The organism is Cytobacillus sp. Bva_UNVM-123 (genome assembly GCF_046351715.2).
Classification (GTDB): domain Bacteria; phylum Bacillota; class Bacilli; order Bacillales; family Cytobacillaceae; genus Cytobacillus.
The window spans coordinates 279,264-293,899 of record NZ_CM177772.1; the positions used below are offsets into that span (position 1 = coordinate 279,264).

The following is a 14,636-nucleotide window of genomic DNA, read 5'->3' on the forward strand; positions in this document are numbered from 1 at the left end:
ACTGCTTTCATAACCACCTTATCGTAGTCCCCGAAACATTTTATGAAAAAAGAAGCATTTACATAAATATCATATGATATATAATAAACGATATAGAACAATTGATATATATAATAAATATTCGGCAGAGGAGAGAACAGATGGCACCAAAAACAAAGTTTACGAAAGAACAGATTGTTGATGCGGCGTTCGAAATTGCGAGGACGGAAGGAGTTGATTCAATTACAATTCGAAAGGTAGCGGAGAAGCTGGGGAGCTCAATTGCCCCGATTTATGTGAATTTCAAAGAGGTTGGAGAGCTAATTGAAGAGGTGTACAAGAAGACTTTTGAGGTTAGCAGGCAGATTTTGATGGAGCAAAAATCGGGGCATCCGTTCCACGATATCGGGGTGGCCAGCATCCGGTTTGCAAGGGATTATCCGGTTTTGTTTCGCGATCTTGTGATGAAGAAGAACGATCAAGCGAAGCAAAATGAGGAAGAGACACAAGGCTTCATAAAGATGATGAGAATGGATCCCGATCTTAACGGATTGTCTGATGATGAATTGCAGGCAATTTTGCTAAAGATGAAGATTTTTCAAGTTGGGATGAGCGTGATGGTGGCGAATGAATTGCTGCCTGGAGATTTTACGGAAGAACAGATGATTCAGCTGATGAACAGCGCGGCTGAAGATGTAATCAGCACAGCGAAGCGTCGTAAGGAACAACAATAATCAAGAGGGGATGTTAGAAATGTCAGCGGCAAGAAGAAAGTTTAGTCTACTATTGTTCATTGTTGTGGTGTTAGCGAGCGGTTGGATTGGCGTGTTGGTAGATTCGAAGCTTCCGGAGCAGCCAGCGGAGGATTCATTAGGAATGGGATTATGGCTTATATTGCCGATTATCGCAATGCTCGTTCTAAGGCTTGTGAATCGCGATTGGAAGGATATTGGCGTTCTACCGAATTTTAAAGGGAATATGAAGTGGTATGGCGCAGCGATTGCGATCTATCCGGTTATGACTGTTATCATTGTCGGTCTTGCATTGCTGTTTAATAGCGCTAGTATTTCTGATGTTGAACTAAATTCAATCCTATCACTTATTGGTGTTTCGATCGCAGGAAACTTTATTAAGAACATCTTTGAAGAGTTTGCGTGGCGCGGGTATTTGACTCCAAAATTGATTGAGCTGAAGCTTAATGACTGGATGCTCTATCTCGTATCCGGACTTGTGTGGGCGCTGTGGCATGCTGCATATTATATGGTGTTCCTGCCGGACTCCTACTTCGAGACGACTTTGAGAATGAGCTTTCTCTTAATAGGCTGTGTGCTAATGGTAGCATGGTCGATAATGTACGTTGAAATTTATCGGCTTACGAAATCTGTATGGCCATGTGTGTTGATGCATGCTTTGGAAGATGGAGTGCCTACTTTGCTGTTGTCAGTAGCCGGGGTAATTACATTAACAAAAACAGGCGAACTCTGGCTCAGCCCAACCACTGGCATCATTACAACGATCTTATTCGTCAGATTCGGATTGTGGCTCAGGTCGATAAGAATAAAGAAGGAGAGGATCGTAAATGCTGGGGTTTTGAACGATAACAATTCTGTTAAAATTTAGTAGAAGAATGACAAATATAACAGATTTTGCAATTAAATACTTTTCCATTTGAAAATATTAGCAAACTGCTATATTTTTGAAGTCAAAATTATAACAGCTTTAAAATACCTTCATTTGAACTATTTATTATCTTTATCTGATTTGAGTTTAAGATAGATGATGATTATTTGACATATTATATTCCTTGAAATGCCCATCTACCAAAAAGTATTACATCCCAATCAAACAATTCAAAATGAAATTTAAACATATTGATAAAAGTGCTTAGTATTCCTATTAACTAAGCACTTTTATATGTTTCTGTTATAGAAGCGATGATTAGTTTTAGGATAAGATAATTTCACAAAAATTATTTTATATTAAAAGTCACCAAAAGCTATCTCCATATGTGTTATATGTGAAAGGAGTTGAAAGAAGTTGGAACAATCAGTTTGGTCGACTGAACTAGATATAGAGCGAATGATTGATAAATATGGCAATATGCTATTCAGAATATGTCTGGTTATTCTCTGCAATGAGAATGATGCAGAGGATGTTGTACAAGACACTTTTATTACATATCTGACTAAATCTCCAACTTTTCATGATCCAGAACATGAGAAAGCATGGTTAATTACTGTTGCCACTAATCGATGCAAAAATATAAGAAGGTTTAATATTATGCATAAGCATACAGATATCAGTGATTTGCAACTCTATTGTAAGGATGTAGAAACCTATGGTTTGCTCGACCATCTTATGAAATTGCCAAATAAACATAAGATTGTGTTACTACTTTATTATGTAGAGGGCTATAAAGTAGATGAAATAGCAACTCTACTTAACATTACTACGTCAGCTGTCAAAAAGCGATTGCAACGCGGAAGAGATCTTATTCGAGAAAGATATCGAAAGGAGAATAAATGATGGATTTTAATAAGATTAAAAATGTTGTTAATTCTATTGAAATGTCAGGTACAATGAAAAATCGTATTAAAGAAAATTGTCATACTATAGAAAAAAAGAGTTCGGTACAATTAAATTCCAAAAGGTGGATGATAGTAGCTTTTTCATTTGGAATCCTGTTGTCAATTATGATAGGCATTTCACTTTTCAATAAGAATGGAAACTTGCAAGTCGCAAATTTTACAATCACCGCATATGCATTCAGTGACGATGGTAATCAGCTGAATACAAATCTTTCATCAGAAAAAGCTACTTTTCAATTATCAACTGAAGAAAGAATGGGCGTTGTCAATAGTATACGTGGTTTTGGAGCTAATTTAACTTTTACAGATATTATGCTTCATATAACTGGAGAACATATTGACTCCATCACCTTTGCCATAAATAAAGGCAATTTTATAGAGGATGTTACACTTACAGAAAAAGAGGTTGCAGACAAAGACTGGTTATTATCAGAAAAGATAAATATTATTTATGGTGAGCCCGATTCAGATAAATATCAGGGTATAAAGGAAATTGGGAATACCTATACGGTTAAGTATAATGAACAGGATCAATATAAATATTCACTTGCAATTCCACATGATGGTAAAGGTGTAGTCGATGACATTTTAATCCAAGCAATTGTAAAATATACAGATGGAAAATCTGAACAACAAGATATAGTTGTAACTCAAGAATCAAATTCTATTTCATTCAAGCTCAATTAAATTATAAGTACGTAAATAGAACACACCATTTAGGATGTTTTTTAATGAAGCTGCCTTTACAAACGGCAGCTTCATTACGTTAATTTACCTATTACTAACGGATTTATTTGACATAGTTGGCAAGTGAAATGTCGCCCTTTGCTAGTTACAAGGAAACATTGGATAGGTAAAATAATATCTATCCCGTCAACAAGGCAGAACGCAATCCCAACCAAAATTAGTGAATGTGTAGATAGCTAAAGGAGGGCCCATGATGACGTCTCATACTCGTATTAAAATCCCGGCAGGATTTTGGGCAGGTTTACATCAATTGGGGATTACCGCCCATGACGTGGTTCGAAAAGCACGACTGCCGCTCACCATTATTACTGAACCAGTGGTCACTATCGCCCAATATTTCGCGATCTGGCAGGCTTATTCCGATCTTATTGATGACATTGCCAAAGGAATCATCAAGCTTACGACCATTTTTGAAACAGCGCATTATCCACCAACCGTCTTAGCGACTTACCATGCTCGTGACTATCGTGATGCCCTAAACAGAATGGCCCGATATAAACAATTGTGCCCCCCTGAAAGCTTACGTATCACCGAGGAAGGTGAGCACTGTACAATCGAACTGGATTGGTTGCATACCGAGCAACCCGGTCCGTCGCTGTTAGTTGGTATCACGCTGGCGTTTCTCCTTGAGCTAGGGCGCCGGGGCACAGGTCAACCTTTGAAGGCTAGGTTAGTCGAATTTTCGCACCCAATGGGCGACTTACAGGCACTTGAAGCTTACTTCGGCTGCCGTATCCGGATCGGTGCAGATTGTAACCGATTGACGCTACATCGAGGAGACCTAGACCGTCCCTTTGTCTCGTACAACGCAGAGTTGCTGGAGGTTCTAACTCCTATACTGGACCGATCGTTGGATGAGCAACAACGCTGCCGCACAATCATCGAGATGGTTAAATGGATCATGAAACGTAGCCTAACAGGAGGGCGCCCGGACATTCAGACTGTCGCGAGCGAGTTGGGGATGAGTGATCGTACCTTACAGCGTCGACTTACTGACGAAGGCACGAGCTTTAAGCATCTGTTAACACAAGTCCGACATGAGCAGGCACGAGATTACTTGGCAGACCCCTCGCTCGATATTAAAGAAGTGGCTTTCTTGATTGGATATGAAGACCAGAACTCGTTCTACCGTGCCTTCCGCATTTGGGAAGGTGATACTCCTTCAAATTGGCGTACTCAACATCTAGGAAATTAAAAGGGGAAATGTATTATGGATATGGGATTAAACAATAAAACAGCTTTAGTTACAGGATCAACGAAAGGAATAGGTAAGGCAATTGCAATTGAACTTGCCAAAGAAGGTGTTAATGTACTAATTAATGGACGAAATTATGAAGAAGTAGAAAGAACTGTAAATGAGATTAAATCAGATTTCCCTTCTACCTATCCTCAAAATGCTACAGCCGATATTGTTGATATTCAACAAAGAGAAGCTTTATTTGAAAAATATCCTACTATTGATATTTTAGTTAACAATATGGGCATTTATGAAATTATGCAATATGACGACGTTGACGATGAAGTATGGGAAAAATACTTCCGTACGAATGTTCTTGCTGCAAATGGATTGTCAAAATTTTATTTACCTAGAATGTTGAAAAATGATTATGGTCGCATTATCTTTATTGCGAGTGAAGAAGCCATTATGCCTTCAGGACAAATGCCTCAGTATTGTATGACAAAATCAATGCTCTTATCATTGTCAAAAAGTTTATCTAAATTAACAGTAGGAAAAGAAGTTACAGTCAATACGATCATGCCAGGACCAACCCTTTCGGAAAATGTCCATCAAATAATTGAGAGTATATACCCTAATGAAGATATGACTTTTTCAGAAAAAGAGAAAGAATTCATGACTACAAACTTACCCCAGTCTGAAATACAGCGATTTATCAGGCCAATTGAAATAGGCAGGCTAGCTACATTTGTATGTAGTCCTTATGCATCTGCATTTAAAGGTTCTCCAATCCGTATGGATGGGGGAATGATACCGACTATTTTTTAATATTTTTCTGTTTCAAATATTAGAACCTCACTTCAAAGATCAGATTGGATTATTGGAATTGGCCTCGGGAGACAGAGCTTATGTGAAGTTACGGATATGAATGATTTAAAAGAAAAGGAAATGGACTTAAAGATGATCGTTGGTTTGTAGAAATAAGTAGAGAAACTGTCAAATTTATTTCATATGGACAGTTTCTCTTTTTTGTTGTTTTATCGTTATTTTATTACACATAAAATTGACGATCTTTCCATTATAATATTTTATTTATAAAGTCAAGTAATCGCAAGCCAATATTTATTTGTAAAAGTTCCTCGGGATTTTCAAAATCAATATCTGCTAGTTTAATGAGCCGTTCAATTCTGTATTTTGCTGTCTTGGGATGAATGTATAACTCCTCAGCAGTTGTTTTGAAGTTTTGGTTATGGTCTAGGAAAACCCTTAAGGTCTTATTAAGTTCTGGGTTGGTTTTTTGAATTTCTAAAATTTTTTCAGGTACAAATTTTATTAAATTATCAATATTATTTGTTTCCAAAAATAATTGAACGATTCCTAATTCTCTATAGGAAACGATTTTATTTTTTTGGTTGGTTAATTTTAATATTTTTAATACGTTGTTCGCTTGTTTATTTGCCAAGTGTAAATCAGATACATTTGATTTGTTGCTGATCCCTGTATTAAAGGATAAATGTGAATAATAGGATAAGGAAGTAAAAGATTGGATGGCTGCAGTTATCTTTTCGTTAAATTCTTGATCACTATCTGAATCACAAATAAGAAAGATAATCTTATCTTTTTTCACCAAACTCACAAATTTTTTCCAATGAATCGTGATATAATTCGATAGGGTTTTTACGATAAATTCCGAATCCTCCCGCTTTACTTTATTTTTATTGCATTCCACTGAAAGATCAAATGTAACGAGATGGAAATTGTCTTTCTTGTCGAAATGTAAGAAATTTAATATCTCTGCTAATTCTTCCTCTGTTTGATATCGCGCATAGATTAAATCATTAATAATTTCATTTAGATGACTGAGATTCTGTTGCTGTAGTGCATACTTTTTTAGTAGTTCCATTTGAAGGGAACTTACCGTATTTTCTATAGCCATAAAATCCTCTTCAGTCGTTTTTTGATTTAATTCATGGATAATCAATCGATAAACATCCGTTCCCAGAGAAGGGATATCTACCAATAACTGAGAATGTTGTTGAGCTGGAAAATCTGAATGAGCCACCACTTGTCTTTGATATTCAAAATTTGTGTAGCGCTTTTTAGACAGCTTGGTAGAATCAATAACTTGAAAGTTCCCTAATTTCAGATTTATATTTCGATAAATAATGGATTTATTTTCAAAAAAACTGACGGGATTAGGGATAAGGTCCTCTAATAAAGAAAGTATGTCTTTTAATCGTGGCTCTTTAAGTGCCATATTCGTGAATTGATTGCTAATCATATAATAGCGGTCAAGCAGAACTTTATTTATATTTATTAACGTTTCCATGACATTCAAAATAATGGTCTCGTATTGTGTTTCTTTTTGGATTATTATCAGGGGTATTTGATACATATTGCATTCCTCAATGAAATACGCTGGAATTTGCTTTACTAAACGATCTAATTTTACAATGAAAGCTGCGATCCCTATTGTATTTACTTTCACAAAAAAATCTTTCGTTTCAGTTAAAGAAAGATTTTTAAGCGCAAAAAAGCTGGTTAAGCATACTTGTCCAAATTTTCCCCACTCTTCAATATCGGGAGCTTCCATAACCATGATACCAGTAACTTCTTTTTGTAAGCCTTTCATTCCCGCAATTAACTCCGATTCATATAAAGACTCAAAGTCAAGTATATCTCTAACGGTTAAGGTCATATCTATCCCTCCTATCTAACTTAAAAGTAGTTTACATTATACTAAACTAAAAAAAATATAAAAATACGTACAAAAAGTTTAGTCCCTTTGAGATAAAATTCCGCTATAGACTTTATACATAGCGGATAATGACGAATATAATTGATAACGTTTACAATGAAGTTGGATCATCATAATAAAAATTATTCCCAAAAGTTTGGATTTCTTGCGGATATTTCTTAATGATATGAAGAATGGTTGGTATGACAATTGATCGTTTGAAAACACTGCTCAAGTACTCAGTTTTGTGATCACTCTCTTATTTACTTTGTTTCATAGGTAGATACCATTCTTAAAAGAACGGAGGTTTTATATTTAAAAGAGAAAATAAATGAGAGTACGTTTTAAGATCTAGCAGAAACAGGGGAAACCATTTGACGCCATCATTATAGAAATGGGACCATCGTAGCCGGGGAATTAAATGTTGTTCGTGAAGCAGCTTCAAGATTATTGGGAATGGATGATCTTTCTAATTGTGAATGATATACGAGTAATGAACCATGCCCGATGTGGTATAAATGCAATCTAATTAGAAAATACTTTTAAAGTATATTTTTGAATTCCAATGATGTACAGAATATTTATATTATGATGAATTTAATATTCTTAATCTTTTTTTTTCTTAAAGAAAACTTGAATACAGGTGTACTATTATCATTTTTAACTTATATCAAAACATCAATAATGGAGGTCTCTAAATGGCACTTAAAAAGCGTAATCTTTATTCTATAATTGCCGCCATACTATTTATGCTGATATCTGGATATCAAGTATTTGCAGAAGGTGTTGGCGATCCTGAAATTGCTACTCCTACTGGCTTCAAGGCTGTTTTAGTAATTGTTCCAATCATATTAATTTTAGTCCTTTTATTCTTGAAAGTGGACATGCTTGTTGCTGGTCTTGCTGGCGGTGCATTAGCTATGCTGATCGGTGGTATTGGGATTGCACAGGCTAACGAAGAGTTTTTAAAAACAATCCCGCAAATGCTTTCTAACACTGTTCCTGTTGTAAACTCAGCTATTGCGATGGCTGTGTTCGCATCTGGAGGTTACACTGCTGCTCTAAATCTTGTTCGACGTAAAATAGGCAATAAGAATGAATATATGGCTGTCTTTATTGTTATTCTACAAGCTGCTGCAACATATATGTCAGGTGTTGGTGGCGGAACTGCGATGGTTATTGCTCCGTTAGCCTTTGCTGCTGTAGGTGCGATTCCTGAATTGATTGCAGCGATGTCGATTGCAACTGCTGCTGCATTTACAACTTCACCTGCGTCTCTTGAATCAAGTGTTGTCTCTAAATTATCAGGTATCCCAGTAGCTGAATATGTTGCAACAATGAGATGGGTTACTTTGTTATTTGTTGTTTTAGCGATAATTTTAGCGTTTTATGGAGCGAAAAAGAGAGGAAGCCTATTCAAAAGCGAAGAAAGTGAAGAATATGCAGGAATGAGCAATGGTCAGTTATTTAAAATTACCATTCCTGCCATCTTCATGCTATTAGCGATTATTGTCGGTCCATTCATCAATAAAGCAATTGGATATTCACTTATTAATCCATTTGTTTATACAGTCGGAACGGTAGCATTAATCTTTTTCTGCACGAAATTTGACTTAAATAAGACGACTACTTCTTTAATTGATGGATCTATTTATATTCTTACGAGATTATTTCAAGTGGGTATTTTCTTGGCATTCATCAATCTAATTAGTAACACTGGTGCATTTGCGGTTATTGCTGGTGCAGCAGGAAAAGCGCCGCTTGCATTAGTAGTTCCTGCGGCTGTATTAGCAGGTGTTTTAATTGGGATTCCTGCAGGTGCATTTGTTGGTTCCATTCTCGGATTAGTTTTGCCTATCGCTATCTCATTAGGTTTCTCACCTTTAGCAATAGGATTTGTCACAATCGGTGTTGGTTTAGGAAGTCAATTAAGCTTTGTTAATATTACGATGCAAGCATTATCTGCTGGTTTCCGACTTCCTATTATTGATGTAGTTAAAGGTAACGGTAAATGGGTTGGAGCTGCTATCGTATTACTTCTTGTTTTATCATTTGTTGTAGTTTAATAAATTTGTGTGGGGGGAATTAAAATGGATATTCTAATTAAAAAAGCAAAACTTAAAGAAGGTTCAGAATTACAAGATGTTGCAATTAAAGATGGTAAAATCGTGGCAATTGAACATACTATTGATGCAGCTGCGAAGCAAGTAATTGAAGCAAATGGCAAAGTATTAGTTCCTGGATTTATCGAAGGTCATATTCATTTGGATAAAGCGTTGATTGCTGACCGTCTTCCAAATAAATCTGGTACTTTAAAAGAAGCTATTGAGGTTACGGCAAAGCTAAAGCCAACATTTACAAAGGAAGATATTTTTGACAGAGCAGAACGTACAATTGAAATGTTGGTTGTAAACGGTACGACTCATATTCGTACACATGCTGAATTTGATCCTGCACAAGGCTTCACAGGTTTTGAAGCAATTATGGAATTAAAGGAAAAATATAAGGATTTAATTGATATGCAGGTCGTGGCCTTCCCTCAAGAAGGAATTTTTAAAGCACCAGGAACAGAAGAAATGATGTTTCAAGCGATGGAAGCTGGAGCTGATGTAGTAGGAGGAATCCCATACAACGATTCTCCTGCAAAAGAACATATTGATTTGGTATTTGAAATAGCGAAGAAATATGGCAAACCAATTGATTTTCACCAAGACTTCAAAGATGATCCAGAAGGAATGACAATTGACTATATTTGTGAAAAAACAATTGCAGAAGGTTATCAGGGCCAAGTTTCACTAGGACACGTAACAGCATTAGGTGCAGTCCCTAAAAATCAATTAGAACCAATTATTGAAAATTTAGCTAAAGCTCAAATTAGTATTATGTCCTTACCAGCTACTGATCTTCATATGGGTGGACGTAATGACGAGTATAATGTTCGCCGCGGTCTTACACCAATTCGTGCATTACGTGATGGCGGAGTGAATATGTGTATCGCGACAAATAATATTCGTAACGCGTTTACTCCATATGGAACGGGTGATCTTGTCCAAACAGCTATGCTAGCTATTCCGACAGCACATTTAGGAGGCGCAGCAGATTTACCAACTGTTTTACCAATGATCACAACGAATCCAGCTAAAGCCCTTGGTATAAAAGATTATGGTATTGAAGTAGGAAATACGGCTAATGTCGTTTTACTTGATACAGAATCTGTGACGAATGCCATCATCGATCTACCAACACGATTATTCGTCATTAAAAATGGACGAGTAACAGTAAAGACAGAAAAAATTGTAACACTTTATCGTTAATAAAAAATTCCATGAGTCTCTATTTGTTGCATGAACAATTAGAGACTTTTTTCGAATTTTAAAATCCTATTCATGTAAAAAAGTAAATTTTCTCACAACTTATTTTTATCTATTAGAGATAAGATACTATAGTTAATTTTATCTTCATATCACGATGGAAACACTTTCATTTAACTTTATGATTAATACTAGAAATGGAAAGGAGAATACTTATGCTACACACAATTATTAAAGAAAATAGTTATCAAGATTCCATCAATTTAATGTTATTAACAAATTCAGTTAATGGCTTAGAAGGTGTAAATAAAAGTTCCATTATGATGGGAACTGACGCAAATAAAGACATTTTTAAAAATTCTGGATTACTTACACCAGAAGCAGAAGCTGCCAAAGGTAACGATATGGTGATTGTTGTTGATACCGATGATGAAGCTGTAGTGAAACAGGTTTTAGCAGAAACTGATCGATTCTTAAATAATCTCTCCGTGACGAAAGAGTCAGACGGTTTAAAGAGTGTGAAAAATTGGCAGAGTGCGCTTGAAGCACTTCCTAATGCGAATTTAGCCTTATTCTCAATTCCTGGTGAATATGCAGCTAGTGAAATTGAAAGAGCTTTAGACTACAATCTAAACGTTTTCTCTTTCAGTGATAATATTTCGATTGAAGATGAAGTAAGACTTAAAAAGAAAGCACATGAAAAAGGCCTATTACTAATGGGACCTGATTGTGGAACTGGAATTATTTCTAGTATCCCAATGGCGTTTACAAATGTAGTAAACCGCGGAAATATTGGCGTTGTTGGAGCTTCAGGAACAGGTATTCAAGAAGTAACAGCAATGATTGATAAATTAGGCGGTGGGGTTGTTCACGCAATCGGAACTGGTGGTCGTGATTTAAGCGATAAAGTCGGAGCTATTACTGTGAAGGATGCCATTGTAGGTTTAGAGCATCATGATGCTACAGAAGTGATCGTAGTTATTTCTAAGCCACCAGCTCCAGAAGTAAGAAACGAAGTTGTTCAATTACTTCATGATGTAAGTAAGCCGGTAGTGGCGATCTTCCTTGGAGAAAAGCCTGATCACCATGAAGGAAATGTATACCTTGCACATACTTTAGAGGAAACAGCAAGAATTGCTGTTGACTTGGCAAAAGGCCAACCTGTGAAAGCAAATTATTACGGACCAGCTGCTCATAATGTGGAACATACATTACCATCTGATAAAACTGTAAAAGGACTTTATTCAGGAGGTACGTTAGCAGCTGAAGCAGCAATGTTAATTTCTGAAGCATTAGAATTAGGCGGATTGGTTAAACAAGAGGGCTATATCTTGAAGTCACATGGTTTTGAAGTTATGGACCTTGGTGATGACATGTATACACAAGGTAAACCACATCCAATGATTGATCCTGAAGTAAGAGTCAATAAAATTAAAGAATACGCAACTGATTCTTCAACTGGTGTTATCCTACTTGACTGTGTACTAGGGTATGGAAGTCACCCTGACATGGCTTCTGCATTAGCTCCAGCTATTAAAGAAGCAATTGCAACAGCAAAAGCGGATGGCAGAGACTTGCATTTTGTTGGAACGGTTGTTGGAACAAAACAAGATCCACAAGACATCAATCAGTCAGTTGCAACTTTAGAAGAAGCAGGTGTCATCATTGAAGAAAGCAATGCAAAAGCTGTTCAATTAGCACTTAAATTCATGGGTAAAGAATTAGTTGAGGAAGATAAGGCAGTTGTTCCTTATACAAAAGAGAAAAATCCTCTACCTTTACTAAGCGCATCTGTTGATGAGCTATTAAATACAATGCCTCGGGTTATTAATGTTGGTCTTGAAAGCTTTAACGAACCAATCATTAAGTACGGCGGTCAAAGCATTCAATTCAATTGGAAGCCTGTTGCTGGAGGAAATAAGAAACTAATCAAGATTTTAAACGCTATTCAGAAAAAAGAAGCAGAAATCAACGCAGCAAACGAAGAAGTAATCGAAAGAATGAAGAATTCTCAGCCATTCCTTGTTGATGTTGTATCAGCAAAATCAGTCATTCCAGAACTAAATGGGAAAGTATTGCTTCATGCAGGCCCACCAATCACATGGGATGAAATGACCGGTCCAATGCAAGGTTCATGTATAGGGGCTTCATTATTTGAAGGTTGGGCATCTACGGAAGAAGAAGCAAAAAAACAACTAGAATCTGGAGAAGTTACGTTTATGCCATGTCATCATGTTCATGCAGTTGGACCGATGGGTGGTATTACTTCAGCGAACATGGCAGTGCTAGTTGTAGAAAACAAAGTAGATGGCACGGTTGGTTATTGCACAATGAATGAAGGAATCGGAAAAGTTCTGCGTTTCGGTGCTTATTCTCAAGAAGTAGTAGATCGCCTACACTGGATGGCAAATGTTTTAGGACCAGTTTTAAGTCAAGCCATTAAACTTAAAGGTGATGGACTCAACCTAAACGTTATGATTGCAAAAGCCATTACAATGGGGGACGAATTCCATCAAAGAAACATTGCGGGATCTCTAGTATTCCTAAAAGAAATCAGTCCATCTATTGTTAAGCTGGATATTGAAGATACTACGAAGGAAGAAGTTATTCAATTCTTAGCTGATACAGATCAATTCTTCTTAAATATCATGATGGCAACAAGTAAAGCAATCATGGACCATGCAAGAAAGATTGAAAGCGGCACAGTTGTTACAACTTTAACTAGAAATGGTAAAAACTTTGGTGTTCGTATTAGCGGAATGGGCGACCAATGGTTTACTGCCCCTGTTAACACACCAAAAGGATTATATTTTACTGGCTATTCAGAAGAAGATGGAAATCCTGATATCGGTGATAGCGCGATTACAGAAACGGTCGGCGTTGGCGGTATGGCAATGGTAGCAGCACCAGGAGTAACTAGATTTGTTGGGGCTGGCGGCTTTGATGATGCATTAAGAGTATCAAATGAAATGGCGGAAATCTGTATTACACAAAATCCTAACTGGAGTATTCCAACTTGGGATTTTAAAGGAACTTGTTTAGGAATTGATATAAGAAAAGTTGTGGAAACAGGAATTACTCCACTTATCAATACGGGTATTGCTCATAAGCAAGCAGGAGTAGGACAAATTGGAGCTGGTACAGTAAGAGCCCCTCTGGCATGTTTCGAAAAAGCACTAGAAGCTTATGCTGAAAAATTAGGAATTATAGTTGAATAAGTCATTAGAAGTTGAATATGGGGTAAAGAGCAATTATTTACCCCATATTTTTTTTGAAAACTCGCTAGGGAGAATTCACAGTATTTTTCAAACCAGCTTTAACATTGTCATTCAAGAGCAATTAGTCCATTTCGGCGCTCTTGGAACACCTTTGTCGGCTTTTGGAGTGAATATTCCAAGTAATAGTCTTGAGCGGATAATGAAATTGATCGAAATAGGGAATTCAGTTTTATATCAGGATGGGAACGTCATCATTCATACTACTTATTATGAAGTGATTATTAAGCTGGATAAGATATTGGAAGTAGATTTGCGATTAAATCGTCTCCCTATTGATCTTCTTAAAAATAATGAAATTTTCAGACTTATTAATGAAATGGATTTTATTAAAAATTCAGGTGTGATTCATTCTGTAGTTGAATCAGATTTAATCAAAGAAATCATCAATGCACGATCGGATAATAAGCAGGTTATTAAAAGAGGTATAGCGCATTTTTTGGGTAGAGGTATCGGGCTTACCCCAAGTGGTGATGATTTTATTTCGGGCTTGATTATGGTTGAATCATCCTTTTCAAATCATTCATTTTGGCAAGATGAGCTAAGAGACTACTTAAAGAGTCATTCAACAACGGATGTCAGTTATAGTTATTTAAATTGTTTACTTAACGGCTATGTTAGTGAAGGTTTTAGAAATTTGCTAATTAATTTATCTGTAACAGTTGAAAAGACGAAAGCAATAAGAATTGTGAACAATATATTAGCTTACGGTCATACTTCGGGGATCGATACATTATTTGGTATACAAGTAGCTTTAAACCAGTTTGCAAACAACGGCAAGCTTAAATAAATAGTAACTAAGAGATTAGGAGTTGTTATATA

At 36.3% G+C, this 14,636-nt stretch carries 11 protein-coding genes and 1 pseudogene; 11 read left to right on the forward strand and 1 reads right to left on the reverse strand.

Annotated elements, in window-relative coordinates; all coding sequences use genetic code 11:
• Window positions 1-140 precede the first annotated feature (140 nt).
• The 6 genes from KDN24_RS01465 (at window position 141) to KDN24_RS01490 (ending at window position 5,319) form a co-directional block, all read left to right on the forward strand.
• Window positions 141-713 (forward strand): TetR/AcrR family transcriptional regulator, encoded by a 573-nt coding sequence (locus KDN24_RS01465; RefSeq protein ID WP_409974929.1) that lies wholly within the window; start codon window positions 141-143, stop codon window positions 711-713.
• Between the two features lie 19 nt (window positions 714-732).
• The gene (locus KDN24_RS01470; protein WP_409974930.1) at window positions 733-1,599 is read left to right on the forward strand and encodes a CPBP family glutamic-type intramembrane protease; all 867 of its coding nucleotides are present in this window, start codon (window positions 733-735) and stop codon (window positions 1,597-1,599) included.
• Window positions 1,600-2,016: 417 nt separating this feature from the next.
• A complete protein-coding gene (locus KDN24_RS01475) occupies window positions 2,017-2,505 on the forward strand; it encodes an RNA polymerase sigma factor (protein ID WP_409974931.1) in 489 nt (162 codons plus the stop codon).
• A complete protein-coding gene (locus tag KDN24_RS01480) occupies window positions 2,505-3,254 on the forward strand; it encodes a hypothetical protein (RefSeq protein WP_409974932.1) in 750 nt (249 codons plus the stop codon). Before KDN24_RS01475 ends, KDN24_RS01480 begins: the two co-directional genes overlap by 1 nt.
• 250 nt (window positions 3,255-3,504) lie before the next feature.
• Entirely contained in the window at window positions 3,505-4,509 is a 1,005-nt protein-coding gene (locus tag KDN24_RS01485) for an AraC family transcriptional regulator (RefSeq protein WP_409974933.1), read from the forward strand.
• Window positions 4,510-4,524: 15 nt separating this feature from the next.
• Window positions 4,525-5,319 (forward strand): SDR family NAD(P)-dependent oxidoreductase, encoded by a 795-nt coding sequence (locus KDN24_RS01490; RefSeq protein WP_409974934.1) that lies wholly within the window; start codon window positions 4,525-4,527, stop codon window positions 5,317-5,319.
• Between the two features lie 250 nt (window positions 5,320-5,569).
• Here the strand turns inward: KDN24_RS01490 and KDN24_RS01495 are convergent, their stop codons facing one another.
• The gene (locus KDN24_RS01495; protein WP_409974935.1) at window positions 5,570-7,189 is read right to left on the reverse strand and encodes a PucR family transcriptional regulator; all 1,620 of its coding nucleotides are present in this window, start codon (window positions 7,187-7,189) and stop codon (window positions 5,570-5,572) included.
• A 737-nt stretch (window positions 7,190-7,926) separates the two neighbouring features.
• Here KDN24_RS01495 and KDN24_RS01500 point away from each other — a divergent pair.
• The 5 genes and pseudogenes from KDN24_RS01500 to KDN24_RS01520 all read left to right on the forward strand — a co-directional run bounded on the left by KDN24_RS01500 (window position 7,927) and on the right by KDN24_RS01520 (window position 14,604).
• Window positions 7,927-9,294: a citrate transporter gene (locus KDN24_RS01500; RefSeq protein WP_409974936.1), complete on the forward strand. Its 1,368-nt coding sequence runs from the start codon at window positions 7,927-7,929 to the stop codon at window positions 9,292-9,294.
• Between the two features lie 24 nt (window positions 9,295-9,318).
• Complete coding sequence (locus KDN24_RS01505; RefSeq protein WP_409974937.1) at window positions 9,319-10,542, forward strand: amidohydrolase family protein; 1,224 nt, start codon at window positions 9,319-9,321, stop codon at window positions 10,540-10,542.
• A gap of 263 nt (window positions 10,543-10,805) precedes the next feature.
• Window positions 10,806-12,431: pseudogene (gene fdrA / locus KDN24_RS01510) on the forward strand (acyl-CoA synthetase FdrA); the annotation flags it as partial.
• A 108-nt stretch (window positions 12,432-12,539) separates the two neighbouring features.
• Window positions 12,540-13,757 carry a YlbE family protein gene (locus KDN24_RS01515; RefSeq protein WP_409975415.1) on the forward strand — a complete coding sequence of 406 codons (1,218 nt, stop codon included), beginning with the start codon at window positions 12,540-12,542 and terminating at the stop codon, window positions 13,755-13,757.
• Window positions 13,750-14,604: an oxamate carbamoyltransferase subunit AllH family protein gene (locus KDN24_RS01520; RefSeq protein ID WP_409974938.1), complete on the forward strand. Its 855-nt coding sequence runs from the start codon at window positions 13,750-13,752 to the stop codon at window positions 14,602-14,604. Before KDN24_RS01515 ends, KDN24_RS01520 begins: the two co-directional genes overlap by 8 nt.
• Window positions 14,605-14,636 lie beyond the last annotated feature (32 nt).